Here is a 25012-nt window from a genome sequence, read left to right as displayed (position 1 = left end):
AGCCGTGGCGCGTGATCTCGGCCACCACGACCAAGTACAAGTCGGCCGGACCGCTGGCCCGGGTCCGGGCCTTCCGGTACCGGGTGCGGTACTGGCTGGACCGGCCGCTCACGCCCTACCTGCTCGTCATCGGCACGACGCTGCTGCTGGTGGTGCTCGGCCTGATGATGGTCTTCTCGGCCTCGCAGATCCTCGCCCTGGGCCAGCACCACTCGGCGCAGTACTACTTCCTCAAGCAGCTGATCGCGGCCATCCTCGGCCTGGTCCTGCTGATCGGCTTCGCCTCCGTGCCGCTGGCGGTGCTGCGGGTGATCGTCTACCCGGTGATGTTCGGGGTGATCGGCGCGCTCGCGCTGGTCGCCGTGCCCGGCATCGGGGTGCGGATCAACGGCAACCAGAACTGGCTGGACTTCGGCTTCTTCCAGTTCCAGCCCTCGGAGTTCGCCAAGCTCGCGCTGGTGCTCTGGGGCGCCGACCTGCTCGCCCGCAAGCAGAAGGCCGGCACCCTCACCACCTGGAAGCACCTGCTCGTCCCGCTGGTGCCGGGCGCCCTGCTGCTGCTCGCGCTGATCATGCTCGGCGGCGACATGGGCACCTCGATGATCCTGGTGGCGATGCTGTTCGCGATGCTCTGGATGGTCGGCGCGCCGCTGCGGCTGTTCGTGGCCACCGTCGGGGTGGCCGTGGTCGTCTGCACCGCGCTGGTGATCAGCGTCCCGCACCGGGCGGAGCGCCTGGGCTGCATCGGCGTCACCAAGCCCGACCCCGACGGGGCCTGCTTCCAGGCGCTGCACGGCGTCTACTCGTTCGCGCTCGGCGGAGGCTTCGGCACCGGCCTCGGTGCCGGCGTGGAGAAATGGGGCCAGCTGCCCGAGGCGCACACCGACTTCATCTTCGCCGCGACCGGCGAGGAACTGGGCCTGGTGGGGACGCTGTCGGTGATCGGTCTCTTCGCGGCACTAGGCTACGCGGGTATCCGTGTGGCCATCGGTACGAAGGACCCCTTCGTCAGGTACGCCGCGGGAGCCGCCACCACCTGGATCATGGCGCAGGCCATGATCAACCTGGGGTCGGCGCTGGGACTGCTGCCCATCGCGGGCGTCCCGCTCCCGCTGTTCTCCTACGGCGGTTCCGCCATGCTGTCGGCCATGTCCGCGATCGGAGTGCTGCTGTGCCTGGCGCGCAGCACCTCGGGCGCGAAGGCGGCGCTGGCCGCCCGGAGCAAGAACTCCCGGATCAGGAGACGACTGGCCCGGGTGCTGCCACGACGACGAACCACAGCGCGCCCGGCCCCGGGGCCGGCACGCAGGGAGCGGTGAATTTCGGTGCATGTCGTACTCGCCGGCGGGGGGACCGCCGGTCACATCGAGCCGGCGCTGGCCCTCGCGGACGCCCTCCGCAGGCACGACCCGTCCATCGGGATCACCGCCCTGGGAACCGAGCGCGGACTGGAGACCCGGCTGGTGCCGGAACGCGGCTACCAGCTGGAGCTGATTCCGGCCGTCCCGCTGCCCCGCAAGCCCACCCCCGAGCTGATCACCGTCCCCGGCCGGCTGCGCGGCACCGTCCGGGCCGCCCAGGAGATCATCGAGCGGGTCAACGCGGACGCCGTGGTCGGCTTCGGCGGCTACGTCGCGATGCCCGCCTACCTGGCCGCCAAGCGGGCCGGCGTGCCGATCGTGGTGCACGAGGCGAACGCCCGTCCGGGCCTGGCCAACAAGATCGGCGCCCGCTACACGGACTTCGTCGCGGTCTCCACGCCGGACAGCAAGCTGCGCGACTCCCGGTACATCGGCATCCCGCTGCGCCGGACCATCGCCACCCTGGACCGGGGCGCCGCCAGGCCGGAGGCCCGGCACTACTTCGGCCTCGACCAGCGGCTGCCCACCCTGCTGGTCTCCGGCGGCTCCCAGGGCGCGCGCCGGCTCAACGAGGTGGTCACCGCGATCGCCCCGCGGCTCCAGCAGTACGGCGTGCAGATCCTGCACGCCGTCGGCCCTAAGAACGAGCTGCCGCAGGTCGAGGACATCCCAGGGATGCCGCCGTACCGCGCGGTGCCGTACGTCGACCGGATGGACCTCGCCTACGCGGCGGCGGACCTGATGCTCTGCCGGGCCGGCGCCATGACCGTCGCCGAGCTGGCCGCCGTCGGGCTGCCCGCCGCGTTCGTCCCGCTGCCGATCGGCAACGGCGAGCAGCGGCTGAACGCCCAGCCGATGGTCAAGGCCGGCGGCGGCCTGCTGGTGGACGACGCCGAGCTGACCCCGGACTGGGTGCTGCAGAACGTGCTGCCGGTGCTCACCGACCCGCAGCGGCTGTGGGACATGAGCCGGGCCGCCGCCGAGTTCGGCCGCCGGGACGCCGACGACCTGCTGGTCGGCATGGTCTACGAGGCCATCCAGGCCTCCCGCGGCGGTCGCCGCCGTGGCTGACGGCCGGCTCGCCGACCCGTTGGAGGAAGAGCTGGAGGCCGAGGAGTCCGCTCCTCGGCTCCGGCTCTCCCGGCGGGGCATCGTGGTGCTGAGCGTGCTCGGCGCCGCGGTGCTGGGCGTGCTGGCCTGGGTGGTGTTCTTCTCCTCGGTGCTGGACGTGCGCGAGGTCGCGGTCCAGGGGCCGAAGGACGAGAAGCTGACGGCGGACCAGGTCCGCGAGGCGATCGGCGGGATCGGTGACGGCCCGCTGGCCAGAGTGGACCTGGACGCCGTCCAGCGCCGGGTGGAGGCGATCCCCCGGGTGGCGAAGGCCGAGGTGTGGCGGGGCTGGCCGCACACCCTGCGGGTGAAGGTCGTCCAGCGCACGGCGGTGGCGGCCGTCAAGGGGGAGGACGGTCAGTTCACCCAGGTGGACGCCGTCGGCGTGAGCTTCGCCACCGAGGCGGCCCCGCCGGAGGGGGTGCCGGTGGTGGAACTGCGGCTCAGTCAGCAGGCGAAGGACGCGGACGGGGTGATCTCCCGTGCGCAGCTGGTGCAGGGCGCGGTGTCGGTGGCCGCCGGACTGCCGCCCGAGGTGGCGAAGCGGGCCGGAGCGGTGCTGGTGCACTCGTACGACGATATTCAGCTGCAGCTCAGCGGGGGTGCGACGGTGCGCTGGGGGAGCCCGGAGCAGACCGATCGCAAGGCCCGGACACTGGTCGCGTTGATGGCTCAGAAGGGCTCGAACTTCGACGTGAGTGCGCCGGAGGCGCCGGCGGTGTCGGGATGATCCGGTAGGTTCTGTGCCTGAGGGAGGGGTTGACGCTGTGAAGTGTCGGCCCGACCCTTGGTGGTCACCCCGGTTTCATATGCCGGCCGATGATCACATAGGCTCAAAAGAAAAGGGGAAGCTCGGCGTGTTCGTTGAAACACGTGCCTGGAGCCACCTAGTGTCCTGTGTCACCAGACTGTGCCCCCTGGTGATGTGACGGAGGCACAGGACTAACCCTAAAGGTCAAGTTTAGGGTTGGGGTCGGCGGTCGGCATTTCGGACATTCAGTCAGAAACCAGGCTCCCTACCCATCGACATCCGTCGGTACGATCCCCCGTCGGGTCGGACCGACCCGGAAATTCGAGGCGAGAGGCCTTCGACGTGGCAGCACCGCAGAACTACCTCGCAGTCATCAAGGTCGTCGGAATCGGCGGCGGTGGTGTCAACGCCATCAACCGGATGATCGAGGTCGGTCTCAAGGGCGTCGAGTTCATCGCGATCAACACCGATGCGCAGGCCCTCCTGATGAGCGACGCCGACGTCAAGCTCGATGTGGGCCGTGAACTCACCCGGGGCCTCGGCGCCGGCGCCAACCCCGAGGTCGGCCGCAAGGCCGCCGAGGACCACCGCGAGGAGATCGAGGAGGTCCTCAAGGGGGCCGACATGGTCTTCGTCACCGCGGGTGAGGGTGGTGGCACGGGCACGGGCGGCGCGCCCGTGGTCGCCAACATCGCCCGTTCGCTCGGCGCTCTGACCATCGGCGTGGTCACCCGCCCCTTCACCTTCGAGGGCCGCCGCCGCGCCAACCAGGCCGAGGACGGCATCGCGAGCCTGCGCGAAGAGGTCGACACCCTCATCGTGATCCCCAACGACCGGCTGCTGTCCATTTCGGACCGCCAGGTCAGCGTGCTCGACGCGTTCCGCTCGGCCGACCAGGTCCTGCTCTCCGGTGTCCAGGGCATCACCGACCTGATCACCACCCCCGGCCTGATCAACCTCGACTTCGCCGACGTCAAGTCCGTCATGTCGGAGGCCGGTTCGGCGCTCATGGGCATCGGCTCGGCCCGCGGCGAGGACCGCGCCAAGGCGGCCGCCGTGATGGCGATCTCCTCGCCGCTGCTGGAGGCCTCGATCGACGGCGCCCGCGGCGTGCTGCTCTCCATCTCGGGCGGCTCCGACCTCGGCCTGTTCGAGATCAATGAGTCGGCCCAGCTGGTCAGCGAGGCCGCGCACCCCGAGGCCAACATCATCTTCGGCGCGGTCATCGACGACGCGCTCGGCGACGAGGTCCGGGTCACCGTCATCGCGGCCGGCTTCGACGGCGGGCAGCCGCCGGCGATCGTCCGCGACCCGGTGGTCAAGGCCACCCCCGCCGCGGCCACGCCGCCGGCCGCCCCGGAGCGCCCGGCCACCCGGCCGTCCTACGGGAGCATCGGCTCGGTGACCTCCCGTTCGGAGGGGGAGACCCACGCCTCGCCGCGCGCCACCGAGACCGTGACCGCCGCCCCGGTGCCGCCGCAGGTGCAGCCGGTCCGGCAGCCGTACGTCGAGAGCCCGGCGGAGGAGCTCGACGTCCCGGATTTCCTTAAGTGATCGATCACGCCGTACGCGCGGGTGCTCACTTCGCCTTCACCGACAGGTGGGGCGGGGTGAGCACTTCGCCGTACGGGGAGCTCAACCTCGGCGGGGCGGTGGGGGACGACCCGGAGACCGTCCGGGAGAACCGGGCGATCGCCGCCGGGGAGCTCGGGCTCGACCCGGCCGACGTGGTCTGGATGAACCAGGTGCACGGTGCGCAGGTCGCCGTGGTGACGCAGCGCCAGTCGCCGGGGGACGCCCCCACGGTGGACGCGGTGGTCACCGACCGGCCGCTCGCGCTCGCCGTCCTGACCGCCGACTGCACCCCGGTGCTGCTGGCCGATCCGGTGGCGGGCGTGGTGGGCGCGGCCCACGCGGGCCGGCCCGGGCTGGCGGCCGGGGTGGTGCCCGCGGTCGTGCGGGCGATGGTCGAACTGGGGGCCGAACCCGGCCGGATCGCCGCGGCCACCGGCCCGGCGGTCTGCGGCCGGTGCTACGAGGTGCCGGCCGGCCTGCGGGCGGAGGTCGCCGCGGTGGTGCCCGCCGCGTTCGCCGAGACCTCCTGGGGAACGCCGGCGCTGGACGTGGCCGAGGGGGTCGCGGCCCAGCTGGCCGCCGCCGGGGTCACCGAGTTGGTGCGGTCACCGGTCTGCACCCTCGAATCCGCGGACCACTACTCCTATCGCCGCGAGCAGCGCACCGGCCGGCTCGCGAGCTACGTCTGGTTGGGCTCTGATCATTGATGACGAACGACATCTACGGACCGTTCCCGGGGAGTCGCGGCGGCCTTCCCGACCAGAGCTGGCTGGAGACCCTGACGGAGGGGCAGCGGGCCCGGTACGAGGAGCTGGGGACCAACCTCGACGTGGTCGAGCGGCGGATCGCCGACGCCTGTGCGGCTGCCGGACGGCCGCGCGACGAGGTCACCCTGGTCGTCGTCACCAAGACCTACCCCGCCGAGGACACCGCGCTGTTGGCCGGACTGGGTGTGACGGATGTCGCGGAGAACCGCGACCAGGACGCCGCGCCCAAGGCAGAGCAGTGCAGAAACCTTCCTCTTGACTGGCACTTCGTCGGACAGCTGCAGACCAACAAGGTCCGCTCGGTCGTCCGGTACGCGAACCACGTGCACTCGGTGGACCGGCTGCGGCTGGTCGGGTCGCTCTCCGCGGCGGTGCTCAAGTCCGAGCGCCCGGAGCTGGGTTGCCTGGTGCAGGTGGCCCTGGACAAGGAGCACGGCGAGGGGGCCCACCGGGCCGGAGTCGCCCCGGAGGATGTCGCGGAACTCACGGACGCGATCGCCGACACGCCCGGCCTGCGGCTGGACGGTGTGATGACCGTCGCTCCGCTGGCCGGTCCGCTCGCCGGGGACCCGCTCCGCGCCTTCGAGCGGCTGACGGAAATCGCAACCGCAGTACGCACGACCCATCCTGCTGCCACCATGGTCTCCGCAGGGATGAGCGGTGACCTTGAGCAGGCGATTGCCGCCGGGGCGACACATGTGCGCGTCGGAACGGCGGTACTCGGAGTGAGGTCACCCCTCAGGTAACGTCACCGGGTAGTAGATCAGACTGCAGGACAAAATAGGACAGAATCTAGCAGCTCCTCGGAGCGCTAGCGAACCGTGGATCGCAGCTCCGCGGCCCCCACCCCAAGAACTCTGACCGGCCGTCGGCCTGACGGGCCGTCGTGGGTGGACCGCGGAATCCGCAGGCAGGGCCGCACGGCCTGGCCGCCGGGACGGAGCCGGTCCGCACGGAGCGAGCAGAGCGAGCGACCATCGGAAGGTGCGCGTTTCGCGAAGCCGCCACCGAGCGCCAGCGAGGTGGCTATGAGCGGAGGAGACAGGAGCATGGCCGGCGCAATGCGCAAGATGGCGGTCTACCTCGGCCTCGTGGAGGACGAGACGTACGACGGTCAGGGGTACGACCCTGACGACGACTACGACGCGGACCCCGAGCCGATTCGAACGGGACAGCGGACCGAGGACATCCCCCGGCCGGCCGCCGCGCCCGCCCCGGTCTCCTCGATCACCCCGCAGCCGGTTCCGGCCGCGGTGCCGATCCGGCAGGAGACCCCGAGGATGGCCCCCGTGTCGTCCATCACACCCGAACGCCGCCACAACCTGGAGAAGAGCGCCCCGGTGATCATGCCCAAGGTAGTGAACGAACGAGAGCCCTACCGCATCACCACGCTGCACCCGCGAACCTACAACGAGGCCCGTACCATCGGGGAACAGTTCCGTGGCGGGACCCCCGTGATCATGAATCTGACCGAGATGGACGACACCGACGCGAAGCGACTCGTAGACTTCGCCGCTGGACTCGTCTTCGGTCTGCACGGCAGTATCGAGCGCGTGACACAGAAGGTGTTCCTGCTGTCGCCTGCTAACGTCGATGTCACGGCGGAGGACAAGGCTCGGATCGCCGAGGGTGGGTTCTTCAACCAGAGCTGACCCGGCCACGACTTTACGTGTGGATCTGATCAACAGTGGATTAGCGACAGGTGACGAGCGGCGGGCCCGAGGGCCCGGAACCGGGGAGAGGGAAACGCGATGGACATCGTGTGGGCGGTGCTCTACTACGCCCTGACCGTCTTCCTGGTGTTCCTGCTTGTGCGACTGGTCATGGACTGGGTCTTCCAGTTCGCGCGTTCGTGGCGGCCCGGCAAGGCCATGGTCCTGGTCCTGGAGGCCACGTACACTGTCACGGATCCGCCGCTCAAGCTTCTTCGGCGGTTCATTCCGCCGTTGCGTTTCGGGGGCGTGGCGCTCGACCTGTCCTTCTTCGTACTGATGATCATTGTGTATGTCCTGATCTCGCTTGTGCGGCCCTAGTCGTAGGTGAGCGATGCGACAGGATGCCGGTGTGCCGACGATCACGTTGAGGTGAAGAGATGCCATTGACCCCCGAGGACGTTCGGAACAAGCAGTTCACGACCGTCCGCCTGCGCGAAGGCTATGACGAGGACGAGGTCGATGCCTTCCTCGACGAGGTCGAAGGAGAGCTGACCCGCCTGCTTCGCGAGAACGAGGACCTGCGCGCCAAGCTGGCCGCCGCGACTCGCGCCGCCGCGCAGAACCAGGCGAACATGCGGAAGGAGCCGCCGCAGGACGCCCGTTCCGGCGCCCCCGTCCCGGCTGCCATATCCGGCCCGCCGGTTCCCGGCCAGCAGGGTCCCGGTCCGCAGCAGCAGCAGATGGGCCCCGGTGGTCCGCAGCAGCAGCAGCAGATGGGCGGCCCGCAGCAGCAGCAGATGGGCAACCAGCCGCTCGGCCTGCCCTCCGGCGCCCCGCAGCTCCCCGCCGGCCCCCAGCAGATGGGCGGCCAGCAGCAGCAGATGAACCAGACCATGGGCGGCCAGCAGCAGCTGGTGCAGCCGATGGGCGGTCAGATGCTCCAGCCCATGGGCGGCCCCGGTGGTCCGCAGCAGATGGGCAACCCGATGGGCCAGGGCATGGGCCAGCAGCAGCAGATGCAGCCGATGGGTGGCCCCATGGGCGGCCCGCCGCAGCAGCAGATGGGCGGCCCGCTCGGCGCCCCCATGCAGCAGCAGGGCCCCGGTGGCGACAGTGCCGCCCGTGTTCTGGCGCTCGCTCAGCAGACCGCCGACCAGGCGATCTCGGAGGCCCGTTCCGAGGCCAACAAGATCGTCGGCGAGGCCCGCAGCCGCGCCGAGGGCCTGGAGCGCGACGCCCGCGCCAAGGCCGACGCCCTGGAGCGGGACGCGCAGGAGAAGCACCGCGTCGCGATGGGCTCGCTGGAGTCCGCGCGCGCCACGCTGGAGCGCAAGGTCGAGGACCTGCGGGCGTTCGAGCGCGAGTACCGGACGCGCCTGAAGTCGTACCTGGAGACCCAGCTGCGCCAGCTGGAGTCGCAGGCCGACGACTCGCTCGCCCCGCCGCGGATCCCCGCCACCGCGTCGCTGCCGCCGGCGGCCTCGTCGATGGCTCCGGCCGGTGCCGGTGCGATGAGCGGTGCCCCGGCCTTCGGTGGCAACCAGCCGGCCTTCGGCGGCAACGCGCCGTCGTTCGGTGGGCAGAGCTCCTTCGGCGGCAACCCGCCGGCGCCGAGCTTCGGCGGCCAGGCGTCCGGTGGCAACACCGGCGCGCCGCAGATGCAGCCGGCCGGGATGACGCAGCCGATGGCGGCCGTCCGCCCGCAGCCTCCGCAGCCGATGCAGCAGGCTCCGGCGCCGATGCGGGGCTTCCTGATCGACGAGGACGGCGACAACTGAGGTTGTAGCACGGCCTTTTGAGAGCGCCCCCTGTTCGACCCACGGGTCGAACAGGGGGCGCTCTGCTGTGGTGCGGTCGGGGGCGGGGGATGGGCGCGCGCGGGGTGGTGACGCCACTTCAGGGGCGCGCGGGTACGGCGAAGCCGCCGTCGCCCCGGGCGGGGTGACGGCGGCTTCGGAGCGGGTCAGGCCTTGCGGAGCTGGAAGGCGAGGCCGAGGGCTTCGTCGGCGAAGGTCTCGGAGTCCCAGTCGGCCGTGCCGGCGGCGAAGTCGGTGGCCAGGACCTCCTCGGCGACGAGGGGGCCGTGCTCGGCGATGGCCTCGGCGGTCTCCTCGGTGGTGGCCCGCCAGCGCAGGACGATCCGGTCGGCGACGTCGAGGCCGGAGTTCTTGCGGGCCTCCTGGATCTGGCGGATGGCGTCGCGGGCGACGCCGAGCCGCTTGAGCTCCGGGGTGATGGCCAGGTCGAGGGCGACGGTGGCGCCGGACTCGTTGGCGACGGCCCAGCCCTCGCGCGGGGTCTCGGTGATGATCACCTCGTCCGGGGAGAGGGCGACCTGCTCGCCGTTCAGCTCGACCGAGGTCTCGCCGTCGGCGCGCAGTTCGGCGGCCAGGCGGGCGGCGTCGGTGGCGGCGACCGCCTTGGCGACGTCCTGCACGCCCTTGCCGAACCGCTTGCCCAGGGCGCGGAAGTTGGCCTTGGCGCTGGTGTCGACGAGCGAGCCGCCGACCTCGGCGAGCGACTCCAGGGTGGAGACGTTGAGCTCCTCGGCGATCTGCGCGCGCAGGTCGGCGGGCAGCTCGTCCCAGCCCTGGGCGGCGATCAGCGCGCGGGACAGCGGCTGACGGGTCTTCACGCCGGACTCGGCGCGGGTGGCCCGGCCGAGCTCCACCAGGCGGCGGACCAGCGCCATGTGCCGGGAGAGGTCGGCGTCGATCAGCGACTCGTCCGCCTGCGGCCAGGTGGCCAGGTGGACCGAGGCCGGGGCGTCCGCGGCGACCGGGACGACCAGGTCCTGCCAGACCTGCTCGGTGATGAACGGGGTCATCGGGGCCATCAGGCGGGTGACCGTCTCCAGCGCCTCGTGCAGGGTGGCGAGCGCGGCCGCGTCGCCCTGCCAGAAGCGGCGGCGGCCGCGGCGGACGTACCAGTTGGACAGGTCGTCGACGAAGCCGGACAGCAGCTTGCCGGCGCGCTGGGTGTCGTACGCCTCGAAGGCGGCGTCGACCTCGCGGACCAGGGTGTTCAGCTCGGAGAGCACCCAGCGGTCCAGCTGCGGGCGGTCGGCCGGGGCCGGATCGGCGGCCGAGGGGGACCAGCCGGCGGTGCGGGCGTACAGGGCCTGGAAGGCGACGGTGTTCCAGTAGGTGAGGAGGGTCTTGCGGACCACCTCCTGGATGGTGCCGTGGCCGACCCGGCGGGCCGACCAGGGCGAACCGCCGGCGGCCATGAACCAGCGGACGGCGTCGGCGCCGTGCTGGTCCATCAGCGGGATCGGCTGCAGGATGTTGCCCAGGTGCTTGGACATCTTGCGGCCGTCCTCGGCCAGGATGTGGCCCAGGCAGACGACGTTCTCGTAGCTGTTCTTGTCGAACACCAGGGTGCCGACCGCCATCAGCGTGTAGAACCAGCCACGGGTCTGGTCGATCGCCTCGGAGATGAACTGCGCCGGGTAGCGCTTCTCGAACAGCTCCTTGTTCTGGTACGGGTAGCCGTACTGGGCGAAGGGCATCGAGCCCGAGTCGTACCAGGCGTCGATGACCTCGGGGACCCGGGTCGAGGCGCCGCCGCACTCGCGGCAGGCGAAGGTCACGTCGTCGATGTACGGGCGGTGCGGGTCGAGCTCGCTCTGGTCGGTGCCGGTGAGCTCGGAGAGCTCGGCCAGCGAGCCGACGCAGGTGAGGTGGCCCTCCTCGCAGCGCCAGATCGGCAGCGGGGTGCCCCAGTAGCGGTTACGGCTGAGCGCCCAGTCGATGTTGTTGTTCAGCCAGTCGCCGAAGCGGCCGTGCTTGACGGTCTCCGGGTACCAGTTGGTGGCCTCGTTCTCCCGGATCAGGGCGTCCTTGACCGCGGTGGTGCGGATGTACCAGGACGGCTGCGCGTAGTAGAGCAGCGCGGTGTGGCAGCGCCAGCAGTGCGGGTAGCTGTGCTCGTACGGGAGGTGGCGGAAGAGCAGGCCGCGCTCCTTGAGGTCCGCGACCAGGGCCTCGTCGGCCTTCTTGAAGAACTGGCCGCCGACCAGCGGGACCTCGGGGGCGAAGGTGCCGTCGGCGAGGACCGGGTTGACCACCGGCAGGCCGTACTTGCGGCAGGTCGCGAGGTCGTCCGCGCCGAAGGCGGGCGACTGGTGGACGATGCCCGTGCCGTCCTCGGTGGTGACGTAGTCCGCGTTGAGGACGTAGTGCGCGTTCTCGATCTCGACCAGGTCGAACGGGCGGCGGTAGGCCCAGCGCTCCATCTCGGCGCCGGTGAAGGACTCGCCGGTGGCCTCCCAGCCCTCGCCGAGGGCCTTGGCGAGCAGCGGCTCGGCGACGACCAGCTTCTCCTCGCCGTCGGTGGCCACCACGTAGGTGACCTCCGGGTGGACGGCGGCGGCGGTGTTGGAGACCAGGGTCCACGGGGTGGTGGTCCAGACCAGCAGCGCGGCCCGGCCGGCCAGCGGGCCGCTGGTCAGCGGGAAGCGGACGAAGACCGAGGGGTCGACGACGGTCTCGTAGCCCTGGGCCAGCTCGTGGTCGGACAGGCCGGTGCCGCAGCGCGGGCACCAGGGGGCGACCCGGTGGTCCTGGACCAGCAGGCCCTTGTCGAAGATCTGCTTGAGCGACCACCAGACGGACTGGACGTACGACGGGTCCATCGTCCGGTAGGCCTCGTCGAGGTCGACCCAGTACCCCATGCGGGTGGTCAGCTCGGTGAAGGCGTCGGTGTGGCGGGTCACCGACTCGCGGCACTTGGCGTTGAACTCGGCGATGCCGTACGCCTCGATGTCCTGCTTGCCGGAGAAGCCCAGCTCCTTCTCGACGGCGAGCTCGACCGGGAGGCCGTGGCAGTCCCAGCCGGCCTTGCGGGCGACGTGGTAGCCCTTCATCGTCCGGAAGCGGGGGAAGACGTCCTTGAAGACGCGGGCCTCGATGTGGTGGGCGCCGGGCATGCCGTTGGCGGTCGGCGGGCCCTCGTAGAAGACCCACTCGGGGCGGCCCTCGGACTGCTCCAGGCTGCGCTGGAAGATCTTGTTGTCCTGCCAGAACGACAGGATCTGGTGTTCGAGGGCGGGCAGGTCCACCTGTGCGGGGACGGAGTTGTAGGTGCTCATCGCGGGCGTCATACCTCCGGCGGATGTGAACGGGATCCGACGGAGGGACGAGACGGCGAGCCGCCCCGCGGTACCACCCTCCTTGGCCGCGGTGCTGCTGCGGCCCTCTTGTTTGGGCTTGCTGCCGGGTCTAGTGGGCCGGCCCGCGCGGTGGCGGGCGGCCGTTCTTCCGGCGGCTCCGGGGTGATCTTCCCGCCGTGCACACCCCCGGGCTCGCACCGTCCCCGGGTCGCTGGTGGCTGCGTACGTCGGTACTCGTCCCATCTGCGCCTTGCAGGGCCAGTGTATCGGCCGGGTGAGTCGGTTTGTCCAAATCGTTTTTCCCCGCGGTGGACGGCCGGGGCGCTCCGGGGCCGGCGGCGGTGGTGGTTAGGCGGGGGTGATCTGGGCACAAGTCTGGTCAGCGCGCGGGGCGTGGCGGCTGGGGCGGCTGCCTGGGTGGGATCATCATGGGGCGTCGGAATGTCATGTTGTGACCGGTTTTGATCGGGATTATCGTTCCGGCACTGGAGGCCGCCGGGAACCGGCGGCTCGATTCGTTCGTAGATGGGGTCGAAGCCATGGCTGAGAAGGCAACCGGCGCGGGTACCGCCACCAAGCGGGCACGCAAGGCCGTGGCGGCCGATCCAGGGGAGGGGACCGTGACCACTACCGCACGGCAGAAGAGCAGCACCGACACCGTCACCGTGCCGCGCGGCGCCGAGTCGGTGGACCCGGCCACGCTGCCGGTCCGGCCCGGCGAGGACCCGTGGACCACCGACGAGGTCCACGAGCTGCACACCGAGCTCATCAGCGAGCTGGAGCGGCTGCAGAACGAGATCGACGCCGCCGAAGCGGCCATCTCCGGCCTGATGCGTGACTCCAACGACGGAGCCGGTGACGACCAGGTGGACGCCGGTACGAAGAACATCTCGCGGGAGAGCGAACTCGCGCTCGCCAACAACGCCCGGGACAGCCTCGCCCAGACCGAGCGGGCCCTGACCAGGCTGGAGGGCGTCGGCTTCGGCACCTGCGAGTCCTGCGGGCAAGCCATCGGAAAGGCCCGGATGCAGGCCTTCCCCCGGGCCACGCTCTGCGTGCAGTGCAAGGCCAAGCAGGAACGCCGCTGACGCGGCCGACCGGGGCGGCGCAGGGGGTCGGGCTTGCCGTACGCTCGACCCCGTAACGTCGCCTGAATCCTGGGACACGTCCGGTTCGGAGGTGTCCGGTACGGCGACCATGGGCCCACCCTCCCCCACCTCCAACCGGGGGAGCTCCACCGGCAGCGGAGCGGATCATCAGTACGCAAGGTTCCCCCCAGACGCGGGACGACGCCGTCCCGACCCCCGCCGAAGCCGTGGAGGTGGCCGTGGCCGAGCCCACCGAGCCCGCGGAGCCTGCCGAGCCCGCCGAGGCGACCGCCCCGGCCGCGGCGGAGGCGCCGAAGGGCCGTCGGCGGATCGGCGTGCTGATGGTCGTCGCGCTGCTCGCCTTCCTGATCGACTTCGGCAGCAAGCTGCTGGTCGTGGCCCGGCTGGAGAACCACGCGGCGATCAAGGTGATCGGGGACGTCGTCACCTTCCAGGTCATCCGCAACTCCGGCGCCGCCTTCGGCATGGGGCAGGCGCTGACCGTCGTCTTCACGATGATCGCCTCGGCCGTCATCGTGGTGATCTGGCGGATCGCCCGCCGGCTGTACAGCCTGCCCTGGGCGATCGCGCTCGGGCTGCTGCTCGGCGGGGCCCTGGGCAACCTCACCGACCGGCTGTTCCGCTCGCCGGGCGTCTTCCGCGGGCACGTCGTCGACTTCATCTCCGTCCAGCACTTCGCGGTCTTCAACCTCGCCGACTCGGCGATCGTCTGCGGCGGAATCCTCGTCGTGCTGCTCTCCTTCCGGGGCAGCAACCCGGACGGCACCGTCCACCAGCAGGGCGGCAAGACCGAGTAGCAGGGGCCCCGGGCGGTCGGGCGGGCGGCGGAGGGCCGCGGTTCCGGCATACTCGTACGGGTGAGTACCGCAGCGCAGATCCGCAGCCTCCCCGTACCCGACGGCCTGGAGGGCGAGCGCCTCGACGCCGCCCTCGCCCGGATGTTCGGTTTCTCCCGGACGAAGGCCGCCGAGTTGGCCGCCGACGGCAAGGTGACGCTCGACGGCGCCGTGGCCGGAAAGTCGGACCGGGTGACCGCCGGTTCCTGGCTGGAGGTCGAGATCCCCGCCCCCGCCGCCCCCGTGCGGATCATCGCCGAGCCGGTCGAGGGCATGCGGATCGTCCACGACGACGAGGACATCGTGCTCGTCGACAAGCCGGTCGGCGTCGCCGCGCACCCCAGCCCCGGCTGGACCGGCACCACCGTCATCGGCGGGCTCGCCGCGGCCGGCTACCGGATCTCCACCTCCGGCGCCGCCGAGCGCCAGGGCGTCGTGCACCGGCTCGACGTCGGCACCTCCGGGCTGATGGTCGTCGCCAAGTCCGAGCGCGCGTACACCGACCTCAAGCGGCAGTTCCACGACCGGATCACCGAGAAGCGCTACCACGCCCTCGTGCAGGGGCACCCGGACCCGCTGAGCGGCACCGTGGACGCGCCGATCGGACGGCACCCCAGCTCGGACTGGAAGTGGGCCGTGACCAAGGACGGCAAGCCGTCCGTCACCCACTACGACCTGGTCGAGGCCTACCGCTCGGCCTCGCTGCTCGACATCAAGCTGGAGACCGGGCGCACCCACCAGATCCGGGTCCACATGTCCGCGCTGCGCCACCCCTGCGTGGGCGACCTGACCTACGGCGCCGACCCGACGCTGGCCAAGCGGCTCGGGCTGACCCGGCAGTGGCTGCACGCCGTGTCGCTCGGCTTCGAGCACCCGGCGGACGGGCAGTGGGTCGAGTTCTCCAGCGAGTACTCGCCCGACCTGCGCAAGGCGCTCGACATCATCTCGTCGGAGAGCTGAGATGACGGCGGCCATCCGGACCGCGGCGGGCGCCGCGGACCTGACTCTGGTGCGGGACGTGCGGCGCGAGGTGTTCATCGTCGAGCAGCACGTGCCGGAGGAACTGGAGTACGACGAGTACGACGCGACCTCGGTGCACCTGCTGGCCGTGGCGGCGGACGGGACCGCGCTCGGGACCGCACGGCTGATCTTCGGGGAGCAGGCGCTGAAGCTCACCGGGGGTGTCGAGGGCCGGGTGCTGCTCGGACGCCTCGCGGTGGTGTCGGCGGCCCGGGGGACCGGGCTCGGGGCCCAGCTGGTGCGGGCGATCGAGGCGGCCGGGCTCGACCGCGGGGCCGTCGAGGTGGAACTGCACGCGCAGGTGGGGGCGCTGGGGTTCTACGAGCGGCTGGGGTACACGGCCGAGGGCCCGGTGTACGAGTCCGCGGGGATACCGCATCGGACGATGACGCGGGTGCTGTAGGGCTTCGGGCCCGGTCGTGCGGATCCCCGTGCCCCTGAGGGGGTGCGGGGATCTCCGTTTTCCCGTGCGGTACCCGGACGCAACGGGGTGAACGGGGCGCAAGCGTCGGCTTCGGCGGTGGCCTTATCGGACGCCTACCCGGGGGGCGGATACGATCAGCCCCCATGGAGTTCGGTGGGGCGTGGCGCCGGTGGCGCAGCCGGGGTACGACGGTGCGGCGCAGGGTGGTGGCCGGTGCGGTGGCCCTGGTGGTGGTGGCCGGGGCGGGTACGGCGACGGTGGCGTCCGGCGGTGAGCCGGCGGTCCATCAGGAGGACCGTTTCCTCGCCATGCCGGAGACCCCCGGCAGTGACCAGCAGGTCCAGGTGGACACCTCCTTCTTCACCACCGGCACCACCCCGCGCCCGGCGGTCCTGCTCGCGCACGGCTTCGGCGGGTCCAAGGACGGCGAGCGCGAACGCGCCCAGCAGCTGGCTCGACAGGGCTACGCGGTGCTGACCTGGTCGGCGCGCGGCTTCGGGCACTCGGGCGGGAAGATCGGCCTCAACGCGCCCGACCGCGAGGTCGAGGACGTCAAGCACCTGGTGGACTGGCTGGCCCAGCGGCCCGAGGTGCAGCTCGACGGGCCCGGCGACCCCCGGGTCGGCATCACCGGCGCCTCGTACGGCGGCGCCGTCTCGCTGCTGGCCTCCGCGTACGACCACCGGATCGACGCGGTGGCCACCCAGATCACCTGGTGGAACCTGGCCGACGCGCTGTTCCCGCAGGGCGTGCAGGGCTCGGGCGCCGTCGACGGCGTGTTCAAGAAGCTCTGGGCCGGGATCTTCTTCACCACCGGCGCGGCCGGCGACCTCGGTCCCTCCGGCGGCGCGCCGCGCGGCGGCGGGGCCGGGCCGGGGCAGGGCGCTCCCGGGCAGGGCGGTTCCGGGCAGGGCGGCGACGCCGCGGGCGGGCCGGTCGGCTGCGGGCGGTTCCTGGAGTCGCTCTGCCAGATGTACGACCGGGTCGCCACCGCCGGGCACGCCGACCCGGAGGCCGTCGCACTGCTGGACCGCTCCAGCCCGTCCTCGGTGGCCGCGCAGCTCAAGGCGCCCACCCTGGTCGTGCAGGGCCAGCAGGACTCGCTGTTCCCGCTCGACCAGGGCGACCGGATCGCCCGGGCCGTCGCGGCCAACGGCGCGCCCGTCTCGGTGGACTGGTTCGCCGGCGGGCACGACGGCGGCACCGACACCAGCGCCCGGGTCGACGACCGGGTGACCGCCTGGTTCGACCACTACCTGAAGGGGCAGGGCGACGACACCGGCCCCGCGTTCCGGGTCACCCGCACCGGGGGCGTCGACTCCACCGGCTTCCAGGCCGTGCTGCGCGGCGCCTCCGCCGACCGCTACCCGGGCCTGGGCGGAACCGGCTCCCACGGCGTCGAACTGGCCGGCGGTGAGCAGACCATCGCCAACCCGCCCGGCGGCGCCCCGCCCGGGATCTCGACGCTGCCCGGGATCGGGGCGCTCAGCCAGGCCGCCTCGCTCGGCGCCGGGCTGTCGCTCGACTTCCCCGGCCAGCACGCCGCCTTCGACTCCGCGCCGCTGGGCCAGCCGCTGCACCTGACCGGGCAGCCCACCGTGCCCGTCCAGGTGCACGCCGACCGGCCGGACGCGGTGCTCTTCGCCAAGCTGTACGACGTGGGCCCGGACGGCAAGGCCGTGCTCCCGCAGCAGCTCGCCGCCCCGCTGCGGGTCACCGGCGCCGACGCGGGCCGCACCGTCACGGTCGCGCTGCCCGCCGTCGACCACACCTTCGCCGCCGGGCACCGGCTGCGGCTCGTCCTGGCCGCCACCGACCTCGCGTACGCCTCGCCCGTCGAGCCCGCCACCTACCGGGTCGCGCCGGCCGGGGCGCTCACCGTGCCGACCGACGACGAACTCGTCACCGAGGCCACGCCGCTGCCCGCGCGCACCTGGCTGCTGCCGCTGGCGGCCGTCGTGGTGGCGCTGGGCCTGGTGCTGTCGCCCCGGCTGCTGCGCCGCCGTCGGCGGGGGGCGGGCGACGGGCCGGCGTACGACCCGGCGCTGGCCGGGGTGCCGTTGCAGATCACCGGCCTGAGCAAGCGCTACAAGGGCGCCCAGGACCGTTACGCCGTACGGGAGTTGGGCTTCCGGGTGGAGCAGGGGCAGGTGCTCGGCCTGCTCGGGCCCAACGGCGCCGGCAAGACCACCACGCTGCGGATGCTGATGGGCCTGATCCGGCCCGACGCGGGCGAGATCCGGATCTTCGGCCACCTGGTGCGCCCCGGTGCGCCGGTGCTCTCCCGGGTCGGCGCCTTCGTCGAGGGCGCGGGCTTCCTGCCGCACCTCACCGGCCGGGCCAACCTGCGGCTGTACTGGCAGGCCACCGGCCGGCCGGAGGAGGACGCCCGCTTCGACGAGGCGCTGGCCATCGCCGGTCTCGGCGAGGCGCTCGACCGCGCCGTGCGGACCTACTCGCAGGGCATGCGGCAGCGGCTCGCCATCGCCCAGGCCATGCTCGGGATGCCGGACCTGCTGATCCTCGACGAGCCGACCAACGGGCTCGACCCGCCGCAGATCCGCGAGATGCGCGAGGTGATGATCCGGTACGCCGCCGCCGGCCGTACCGTCATCGTCTCCAGCCACCTGCTCGCCGAGGTCGAGCAGAGCTGCACGGACCTGGTGGTGATGGACCGCGGGCGGCTGATCACCACCGGCGCCGTCGGCGAGATCGTCGGCGCGGGCGAGCTGCTGTTCCTCGGGGTGCCCGCCGGGTACGAGCCCGGGTCGGTCGTCGAGAAGGTCGGCGCGCTGGCCGGGGTCGGCTCGGCGGAGGCCGTCGAGGGCGGGCTGCTGGTGCGCCTGGACGGGCTGGCGGCGCACGAACTGCTGGCCGAACTGGTGCGTCTCGGTGTGCCGGTGGAGAGCGCCGGGCCGCAGCGGCGGCTGGAGGACGCGTTCCTGTCGTTGATCGGAGGTGCGGCGTGAGCAGGGGTGCGAACGGTGGCGTGAGCAGTGAGGTGAGCAGTGAGGTGAGCAGTGAGGTGAGCAGCGAGGTGGGTGATGGCGTGAGCGGCGTCGTGTCGGCGGACCACGCCGAGGGGTACCGGGCGGGCCGGACGCTGCCGCTGCGGGTGGAGGCGATGCGCCAGCTGCGGCGCCGCCGTACCCTGGTGATCGGTGCGGTGCTGGCCGCCCTGCCGTTCGTGATGCTGGCCGCGTTCCAGATCGGCGGCACCCCGAGCCGCCCCGACCGGACCACCTTCATCGACCTGGCCACCGCGTCCGGGCCCAACTTCGCCGCCACCATGCTGTTCGTGGGCACCGGCTTCCTGCTGGTCATCCCGGTGGCGCTGTTCTGCGGCGACACGGTCGCCTCCGAGGCGAGCTGGTCCTCGCTGCGCTACCTGCTGGCCGCGCCGGTGCCCCGGGCCCGGCTGCTGGCCCGCAAGTTCGCGGTCGGGCTGGCGTTCTCGGCGGTGGCGGTGGCGATGCTGCCGCTGATCGGGCTGGTCGTCGGCACCGCCGCGTACGGCTGGGGGGACCTCAAACTGCCCACCGGGGCCAGCCTTTCGGCCGGGGAGGCGCTGCCCCGGCTGGCCGTCGCGGCGGCGTACGTGTTCCTCGCCGAGATCGTGATCGCCGCGCTGGCGTTCTGGCTCTCCACGGCGACGGACGCGCCGCTGGGCGCCGTCGGCGGGGCGGTGTTCGCGTCGATCATCACCGGGGTGCTGGACGCCGTCACGGCGCTGGGGGGCCTGCGGGAGTGGCTGCCCGCGCACTGGCAGTACGCCTGGGCGGACGCCCTGCAGCCGCAGTTGGAGTGGGGCGGCATGGTGCAGGGCGTCTCGCTGTCGCTGTCGTACGCGGCGGTGCTGCTCGCGCTGGCGTTCCGGGGGTTCGCGCGCAAGGACGTGGTGTCGTAGGGCCGTTGTGCTGCGGGCCCGCCGCGGGGGTGCGGCGGGCCCGGGGTGCGGCGGGCCCGGGGTGGGTGACCGGGGTGGGGCGCAGGGCGGGGGTCAGGGCTGGGGTCAGGCGATCGGGGCGTTCGCGGGCTCGATCCGCTGGGTGCCGGTGCGGGTGCGGTAGGAGCGGGTCCAGCTGCTGGTCGCCTCCTTGCGGGTGCGGTCGGAGAGGACGTAGTAGTCCATCTGGGTCTGCTCGGGGGTGATGTCCAGGACCCCGTAGCCGTGCGAGTCCAGGTCGACCCACTTGACGTGCGGGTTGGCCGCCTTGATCGCGGTGCCGGCCGCCAGTGAGACGGTCTGCGGGGCGACCTTCAGCAGGTCGTCGACGTTGTCGGAGGTCACCGAGGTGACCACGAACTCGGTGGCGACACTGCCGGACAGCGGGTAGGTGGCGGCCTCGTTCGGGACGTCGGCGGCCCAGGCGGAGTGGATGTCGCCGGTCAGGAAGACGGTGTTGGTGATGCCGTTCGTCTTGAGGTGGCCGAGCAGCTCGCGGCGGTCGTGGGTGTAGCCGTCCCACTGGTCGGGGTTGACCGCCACGCCCTCGCCGGGCAGGCCGAGCAGCTTGGCCAGCGGGCGCAGCAGGTAGTCGGGCAGCGAGAGGAAGGCGACCGGGGAGATCATCACCTCGTTGCCGATCAGCCGCCAGGTGGTGTCGGAGGCGGACAACCCGGCCTTGAGCCAGTCCAGTTGGGCGCGGCCGGTGAGGGTGCGGTCGGCCGAGTCGACGGCGCCGCTGCCCGTCTTCGCCTGCTGGGAGCGGAACGAGCGCTGGTCCATCAGGTGCAGGTCGGCGAGCTTGCCGTAGCGCAGGCGGCGGTAGGTGGTGCCGGCGATCGAGGGCCGGACCGGCATCCACTCGAAGTAGGCCTGCTTGGCGGCGGCCATCCGGTCGGCCCAGGCGCCCTCGGTGCCCGGGGTGTGGTTCTCGGCGCCGCCGGACCAGGCGTCGTTGGCGAACTCGTGGTCGTCCCAGATCGCGATGGTCGGGAGCTTGGCGTGCAGGTCCTGGAGGTCGTCGTCGGTCTTGTACTGGCCGTGCCTGGTGCGGTAGTCGGCGAGGGTGAGGATCTCGTGGGCGGGGGCGTGCGGGCGCACGACCGTGCCGCGGGCGCAGAACTCGCCGGTCTTGTACTCGTAGATGTAGTCGCCGAGGAAGAGGAAGGCGTCCAGGTCGCCGCGGGCGGCGAGGTGGCGGTAGGCGGAGAAGTAGCCGCCCTCCCAGTTGGCGCAGGAGGCGACGCCGAACCGCAGCCGGGAGAGGGCGGCGTCGGTGGCGGGGGTGGTGCGGGTGCGGCCGGTGGGGGAGACGGCGCTGCCGGTACCGGTACCAGTGGTGGCGGTGAAGCGGTACCAGTAGGGGGTGTCCGGGGTCAGGCCGCGGACGTCGGCCTTGACGGTGTGGTCGGCGGCGGCGGTGGCGGTCACCGTGCCGCTCGCGACGACACGGGTGAAGGCCTGGTCGGCGGCCAGCTCCCAGCGGACCTCGGTGTCGGGGCCGAGGCCCGAGCCGGGGAGGGCCTCGGGGCGGGGCGTCACCCTGGTCCAGAGCAGGACGCCGTCGGGGAGGGGGTCGCCGGAGGCTATGCCGTGCAGGAAGCGGGGGGCGGCTTCGGGGGCCTGCGCGGGTTGGGCGGCTCCGGCGGCCTGGGCGGTCTGGGTGGCCTGGGCCGGCTCGGCGGCTTCGGCGGGGGTGGGGAGGGCGATCGGGAGGGCGGCGGTCGCGCCGGCGGCCAGCGCGCCGGCCTTCAGGACCTGGCGGCGGCGCGGGTGGGCAGGGGTCATGTCATGGACAAGATCGTTCACGTCCGGAAGGTTACCCGCTAGTAAAGTGTAGGTAAATCAGGTGACCTGACGATCCGTCGTGGAGCGGGCGGGTGTGGTTGCCTGGGGTGGGCGAGCGGGGGAGGCCGGGGCCGGCGGGCCGGGGAAGTCGGGTCGCCGGATCATGCGGGATCATGGGGGAGTACCCGCCCTCAGCTGCCGAAGGACCCCGACCGTGGCCCAGATCGTCCTCTTCCACTCCGCCCTCGGGCTGCGCTCCGCCGTCCACGCCGCCGCCGACCGGCTGCGCGCCGCCGGGCACACCGTGCACACCCCGGACCTGTACGACGGGCGGACCTTCGACGACATCGAGGCCGGACTGGCGTACCAGGAGGAGGTCGGCGGCAGCGAGGAACTGCTGCGCCGGGCCGTCACCGCCGCCGCTCCGCTGTCCGACGGCGGCCTGGTCTACGCGGGCTTCTCGCTCGGCGGCTCGCTCGCGCAGAACCTCGCCCTCGCCGACGACAAGGCCCGCGGCCTGCTGCTCCTGCACGGCACCTCCGACCTGCGCGAGGACGCGGCCACCGAGATCCCGGTGCAGCTGCACGTCGCCGAGCCGGACCCGTTCGAGACCGAGGACTGGCTGAACGCCTGGTACCTGGGGATGCGGCGGGCCGGGGCCGACGTCGAGGTGCACCGCTACCGGGGCGCCGGGCACCTGTTCACCGACACCGAGCTGGCCGACTACGACGCCGAGGCGGCGGAGCGGGCCTGGGCCATCGCGCTGGACTTCCTCGGCGAGCTGGATTCCTGACCGAGGGCGGGTGCCGGGGCGGGCCGGGTCAGCCGGCGAGCCCCGGCACCACCAGGCCGGACTCGTACGCGATCACCACGGCGTGGGTCCGGTTCTGCGCGCCGAGCTTGGTCAGCACGTTCCCGACGTGCGTCTTCACCGTCTCCAGACTCACCCTGAGCGACTCCGCGATCTCCGGGTTGGACTGGCCCGTGGCCATCGACCGCAGCACCTCCTCCTCCCGCACCGTCAACGCCGCCCGGGGCAACGCCTCGGCGGAGTCCAGCGGGCGGGCGGAGACCATCCGGCGCAGCGCCGCCGGGAAGAGGATCGCCTCCCCGGCCGCCGCCACCCGCACCGCCTCCGCGATCTGCCGCACCGGAAGCCGCTTCAGCACGAACCCGCTCGCCCCCGCGCTGAGCGCGGCGGTGACGTAGCCGTCGTTCTCGAAGGTGGTGATCACCACGACCTTCGGCGGCGCGGCCGACTCGGCCAGCAGCTGCCGGGTGGCCTCGATCCCGTTGCGGCGCGGCATCCGTACGTCCATCAGGACCACGTCCGGCCGCAGCCGCTGCGCCTGCTCGACCGCGTCGACGCCGTCGGCCGCCTCCCCGACCACCGTGATCCCCGGCTGCACCGCGAGCAGGGTGCGCAGGCCGCTGCGGGTCACCTCGTCGTCGTCCGCGATCAGGAGGGTGACGGGGGTGCCGGTGGCGTTGCTCGGGGCGTCGGGCGCGGCGGCGGTGGGATCTGGGCCGGTCATGCCGACAACCGTACGGGCAGCCGTACGGCCAGCCGCCAGGCCTGGGGCCCGTCCGGCCCGGCCTCGATCTCGCCGTGCAGCAGCCGGACCCGCTCGGCCAGACCCGGCAGGCCGTGGCCGGAGGTCGGGAAGGCGCCCTGGCGCGGGCCCGCCCCGGTCCGGTTGGCCACGCTGAGCTCCAGGGTGTCCGGCCCGGCCGCCACCCGGACCTCGATCGGGCCGCCCGCTCCGTGCCGCAGCGCGTTCGTCAGCCCCTCCTGGAGGATCCGGTACGCCGCCCGGGAGAGCGTCCCCTGCACCTGCGCCAGCTCGCCGGACAGCTCCGGCTCCACCACCGCGCCGGCGTGCCGCAACCGTTCCAGCAGCTCGGGCAGGTCGGCCAAGGTCCGGGCCGGGGCCGCCCCCGACTCCTCCTCGCGCAGCGCGCCCAGCACGTAGTCCAGGTCCTCCAGGGCGGCCCGGGTCGACTCCTCGATGCTGCGCATGGCGGCCCGCGCCGCCACCGGGTCGGCGGAGAGCACCTCACCCGCCACCGCCGCCTGGATCGTGGCCGCCGTCAGGGTGTGCCCGATCGAGTCGTGCAACTCGTGGGCCAGCCGGTTGCGTTCGGCCAGCCGGCGCTCCCGCTCCGCCGCCAGCGCCAGCCGCTCGGCCGCCGACGGACCCAGCAGCTTCGGGGCCAGACCGCGCAGCGCGCCCGCCACCGCCGCGCACACCACCGGCGCCAGCAGCAGGCAGACCGCCGCCACCACCCAGCTCCAGACGCCCGTCAGCTGCACCGACCGGCCGGGCCAGCTCAGCCGGGCATCACCGGAGACCCAGCCGCCCGGCAGGGCCACGGCCGCGCCGAGCAGCACGAGGCTCACCAAGCCGCCCGCCCAGCCCAGCGCCACGTGCAGCACCAGCCACAGCGGGGTGCGCCAACGGTCGGAGCCGGGGGTGTCCGCCGCCCGGGCACCGGACACCGGATCCGGCAGCGGCACCCTCAGCAGCCGGCGGACGCCGCCGATCAGCACCCGCCGGGTGGTGCGGGCCAGCCCGACCACGGCGAGCAGCGCCGCCCAGAACAGCAGGGTGAGCACCGCCCGTGCGAGGTAGGGGCCGGCCGGCCAGGCCATCATCGGCAGCATCGCGAACGGCAGTAGCGGCAGGCTCGCCAGCGCGCCGAAGAAGGCGAACAGCACACCCGAGTACGTGGAGCCGCGCAGCAGCGGCCGGATTCCCCTGATCATGATCACCAGTATTGCGGCGCAGCTCATGGGGGGCCTCCCCCGATCGGGGGAGCGTTCGCTCCGGCCTTCCTGCTCCGGCGGGACGGCTACGGCGAGGCGGCCCCGGCGGCATCGGCGCGGCCCCGGGTGAGCAGGCGGGTCGTGCTGCCGTCGTCCTCCGTGATGTCGCGGACGTGCCGGAAGCCGATCCTGCCCAGCAGCGCCAGCGAAGCGAGGTTGGCGTCGGCGACCGTCGCGTGCACCTCGGCCAGCCCCAGGGCGGTGAAGCCGTAGTCGACGATCGCGGCCGCCAGTTCGGTGCCCAGGCCGCGGCCCCACGCCTCCGGGGCCAGCGCGTAGACGATCTCGAAGCCCTCGGCCACGGTGGTGGGCTTGATCTCGGCGTGCCCGACGAGGCGGCCGACCTGCCGGACGGCCCAGACGTCGAACCGGTTCGAGGCGTACACCTGGGTGAAGATGCGGCCGAACAGGGCCCGGTCCTCGGCCTCGGACTGAGGGCCGTCGCCCATCCACCGGGACACCTCCCGGTCCTGGAACAGCGTCACGAAGTCCTCTTCGTCCGTGAGGACGTACGGGTCGAGCAGCAGGCGATCGGTACGCAGGGTCGGGGTCACGCCGGGCGACGGTACGGGGGCCGTCGTCCGCCCGGCAAGCGGTTTTCGGGAGGTTGGAGCGCCGGTGGCGATCGGGGAGTGCGAGCGGGCCGGTACCGGGTGGTCCTCGTGTCGGCCAGGCCGGTTCGGGACATGCTGCCGGTGTTCGACATCACCGTCGCGGCCGAGCCGGAGGC

The 25012-nt window shown here is 72.5% G+C and carries 21 protein-coding genes; 16 read left to right on the top strand and 5 right to left on the bottom strand.

The window, feature by feature from the left end:
• Positions 1-11: 11 nt before the first annotated feature.
• From ftsW to ACFWPT_RS13270, 9 genes are all read left to right on the top strand, one after another.
• Complete coding sequence (gene ftsW / locus ACFWPT_RS13310; protein WP_380372147.1) at positions 12-1319, top strand: putative lipid II flippase FtsW; 1308 nt, start codon at positions 12-14, stop codon at positions 1317-1319.
• Between the two features lie 6 nt (positions 1320-1325).
• Positions 1326-2432 carry an undecaprenyldiphospho-muramoylpentapeptide beta-N-acetylglucosaminyltransferase gene (murG, locus tag ACFWPT_RS13305; RefSeq protein ID WP_363368408.1) on the top strand — a complete coding sequence of 369 codons (1107 nt, stop codon included), beginning with the start codon at positions 1326-1328 and terminating at the stop codon, positions 2430-2432.
• Complete coding sequence (locus ACFWPT_RS13300) at positions 2425-3201, top strand: cell division protein FtsQ/DivIB (RefSeq protein WP_380372143.1); 777 nt, start codon at positions 2425-2427, stop codon at positions 3199-3201. The genes murG and ACFWPT_RS13300 overlap by 8 nt, the downstream gene beginning before the upstream one ends.
• A gap of 363 nt (positions 3202-3564) precedes the next feature.
• On the top strand, positions 3565-4776 hold the full coding sequence (gene ftsZ / locus ACFWPT_RS13295; RefSeq protein ID WP_063347233.1) for a cell division protein FtsZ: 1212 nt from the start codon (positions 3565-3567) through the stop codon (positions 4774-4776).
• Positions 4773-5504: a peptidoglycan editing factor PgeF gene (gene pgeF / locus ACFWPT_RS13290; protein WP_363368413.1), complete on the top strand. Its 732-nt coding sequence runs from the start codon at positions 4773-4775 to the stop codon at positions 5502-5504. The genes ftsZ and pgeF overlap by 4 nt, the downstream gene beginning before the upstream one ends.
• A complete protein-coding gene (locus tag ACFWPT_RS13285; RefSeq protein ID WP_079135532.1) occupies positions 5504-6310 on the top strand; it encodes a YggS family pyridoxal phosphate-dependent enzyme in 807 nt (268 codons plus the stop codon). The genes pgeF and ACFWPT_RS13285 overlap by 1 nt, the downstream gene beginning before the upstream one ends.
• A gap of 303 nt (positions 6311-6613) precedes the next feature.
• On the top strand, positions 6614-7216 hold the full coding sequence (locus ACFWPT_RS13280) for a cell division protein SepF (protein ID WP_031071810.1): 603 nt from the start codon (positions 6614-6616) through the stop codon (positions 7214-7216).
• A gap of 99 nt (positions 7217-7315) precedes the next feature.
• Positions 7316-7597, top strand: a complete 282-nt coding sequence (locus ACFWPT_RS13275; protein ID WP_063347232.1) for a YggT family protein — start codon at positions 7316-7318, stop codon at positions 7595-7597.
• Between the two features lie 59 nt (positions 7598-7656).
• Positions 7657-8997, top strand: coding sequence for a DivIVA domain-containing protein (locus ACFWPT_RS13270; protein ID WP_063347231.1), 1341 nt, complete (start codon positions 7657-7659; stop codon positions 8995-8997).
• A 185-nt stretch (positions 8998-9182) separates the two neighbouring features.
• On the opposite strand, the gene ileS is transcribed toward ACFWPT_RS13270, so the two are convergent.
• Positions 9183-12311, bottom strand: a complete 3129-nt coding sequence (ileS, locus tag ACFWPT_RS13265) for an isoleucine--tRNA ligase (protein ID WP_380372137.1) — start codon at positions 12309-12311, stop codon at positions 9183-9185.
• A 641-nt stretch (positions 12312-12952) separates the two neighbouring features.
• On the opposite strand from ileS, the gene ACFWPT_RS13260 reads away from it, so the two are divergent.
• The 6 genes from ACFWPT_RS13260 to ACFWPT_RS13235 all read left to right on the top strand — a co-directional run bounded on the left by ACFWPT_RS13260 (position 12953) and on the right by ACFWPT_RS13235 (position 19628).
• Positions 12953-13420: a TraR/DksA family transcriptional regulator gene (locus tag ACFWPT_RS13260; RefSeq protein ID WP_244293330.1), complete on the top strand. Its 468-nt coding sequence runs from the start codon at positions 12953-12955 to the stop codon at positions 13418-13420.
• 164 nt (positions 13421-13584) lie between these two features.
• The gene (gene lspA / locus ACFWPT_RS13255; RefSeq protein WP_079135530.1) at positions 13585-14238 is read left to right on the top strand and encodes a signal peptidase II; all 654 of its coding nucleotides are present in this window, start codon (positions 13585-13587) and stop codon (positions 14236-14238) included.
• A gap of 60 nt (positions 14239-14298) precedes the next feature.
• Positions 14299-15237, top strand: a complete 939-nt coding sequence (locus tag ACFWPT_RS13250) for an RluA family pseudouridine synthase (protein ID WP_063347228.1) — start codon at positions 14299-14301, stop codon at positions 15235-15237.
• A 1-nt stretch (position 15238) separates the two neighbouring features.
• Positions 15239-15700 (top strand): GNAT family N-acetyltransferase, encoded by a 462-nt coding sequence (locus ACFWPT_RS13245; protein ID WP_063347227.1) that lies wholly within the window; start codon positions 15239-15241, stop codon positions 15698-15700.
• Between the two features lie 164 nt (positions 15701-15864).
• On the top strand, positions 15865-18690 hold the full coding sequence (locus tag ACFWPT_RS13240) for an alpha/beta fold hydrolase (RefSeq protein ID WP_380481712.1): 2826 nt from the start codon (positions 15865-15867) through the stop codon (positions 18688-18690).
• An 80-nt stretch (positions 18691-18770) separates the two neighbouring features.
• Complete coding sequence (locus ACFWPT_RS13235; RefSeq protein WP_363368425.1) at positions 18771-19628, top strand: ABC transporter permease subunit; 858 nt, start codon at positions 18771-18773, stop codon at positions 19626-19628.
• A gap of 105 nt (positions 19629-19733) precedes the next feature.
• Here ACFWPT_RS13235 and ACFWPT_RS13230 read toward each other — a convergent pair whose 3' ends face one another.
• Positions 19734-21455, bottom strand: a complete 1722-nt coding sequence (locus ACFWPT_RS13230; RefSeq protein WP_380481735.1) for an alkaline phosphatase D family protein — start codon at positions 21453-21455, stop codon at positions 19734-19736.
• A 163-nt stretch (positions 21456-21618) separates the two neighbouring features.
• Between ACFWPT_RS13230 and ACFWPT_RS13225 the strand changes: the two genes are divergently transcribed.
• Positions 21619-22248 carry a dienelactone hydrolase family protein gene (locus ACFWPT_RS13225; RefSeq protein ID WP_063347223.1) on the top strand — a complete coding sequence of 210 codons (630 nt, stop codon included), beginning with the start codon at positions 21619-21621 and terminating at the stop codon, positions 22246-22248.
• Positions 22249-22276: 28 nt separating this feature from the next.
• Here ACFWPT_RS13225 and ACFWPT_RS13220 read toward each other — a convergent pair whose 3' ends face one another.
• From ACFWPT_RS13220 to ACFWPT_RS13210, 3 genes are all read right to left on the bottom strand, one after another.
• Positions 22277-22990, bottom strand: a complete 714-nt coding sequence (locus tag ACFWPT_RS13220) for a response regulator (protein WP_380372128.1) — start codon at positions 22988-22990, stop codon at positions 22277-22279.
• The gene (locus ACFWPT_RS13215; protein ID WP_380481710.1) at positions 22987-24222 is read right to left on the bottom strand and encodes a sensor histidine kinase; all 1236 of its coding nucleotides are present in this window, start codon (positions 24220-24222) and stop codon (positions 22987-22989) included. The genes ACFWPT_RS13220 and ACFWPT_RS13215 overlap by 4 nt, the downstream gene beginning before the upstream one ends.
• 86 nt (positions 24223-24308) lie before the next feature.
• A complete protein-coding gene (locus tag ACFWPT_RS13210; RefSeq protein ID WP_380481708.1) occupies positions 24309-24836 on the bottom strand; it encodes a GNAT family N-acetyltransferase in 528 nt (175 codons plus the stop codon).
• Between the last annotated feature and the right edge of the window lie 176 nt (positions 24837-25012).

Origin of the sequence: Kitasatospora sp. NPDC058478, from assembly GCF_042720345.1 — a bacterium.
Classification (GTDB): Bacteria; Actinomycetota; Actinomycetes; order Streptomycetales; family Streptomycetaceae; genus Kitasatospora.
Note: the sequence above shows the minus strand (reverse complement) of the source record. Positions and strands in the feature narration are given on the sequence as shown.

What these genes read in the sequence shown, in the direction of transcription:
- ACFWPT_RS13285 (WP_079135532.1), top strand. Translation starts at nt 5,504, where the DNA reads ATGACGAACGACATCTACGGACCGTTCCCGGGGAGTCGCGGCGGCCTT.
- ACFWPT_RS13280 (WP_031071810.1), top strand. Translation starts at nt 6,614, where the DNA reads ATGGCCGGCGCAATGCGCAAGATGGCGGTCTACCTCGGCCTCGTGGAG.
- ACFWPT_RS13275 (WP_063347232.1), top strand. Translation starts at nt 7,316, where the DNA reads ATGGACATCGTGTGGGCGGTGCTCTACTACGCCCTGACCGTCTTCCTG.
- ACFWPT_RS13270 (WP_063347231.1), top strand. Translation starts at nt 7,657, where the DNA reads ATGCCATTGACCCCCGAGGACGTTCGGAACAAGCAGTTCACGACCGTC.
- ileS (WP_380372137.1), bottom strand. Translation starts at nt 12,311, where the DNA reads ATGAGCACCTACAACTCCGTCCCCGCACAGGTGGACCTGCCCGCCCTC.
- ACFWPT_RS13245 (WP_063347227.1), top strand. Translation starts at nt 15,239, where the DNA reads ATGACGGCGGCCATCCGGACCGCGGCGGGCGCCGCGGACCTGACTCTG.
- ACFWPT_RS13240 (WP_380481712.1), top strand. Translation starts at nt 15,865, where the DNA reads ATGGAGTTCGGTGGGGCGTGGCGCCGGTGGCGCAGCCGGGGTACGACG.
- ACFWPT_RS13230 (WP_380481735.1), bottom strand. Translation starts at nt 21,455, where the DNA reads ATGACCCCTGCCCACCCGCGCCGCCGCCAGGTCCTGAAGGCCGGCGCG.
- ACFWPT_RS13225 (WP_063347223.1), top strand. Translation starts at nt 21,619, where the DNA reads ATGCGGGATCATGGGGGAGTACCCGCCCTCAGCTGCCGAAGGACCCCG.
- ACFWPT_RS13220 (WP_380372128.1), bottom strand. Translation starts at nt 22,990, where the DNA reads ATGACCGGCCCAGATCCCACCGCCGCCGCGCCCGACGCCCCGAGCAAC.
- ACFWPT_RS13215 (WP_380481710.1), bottom strand. Translation starts at nt 24,222, where the DNA reads ATGATCAGGGGAATCCGGCCGCTGCTGCGCGGCTCCACGTACTCGGGT.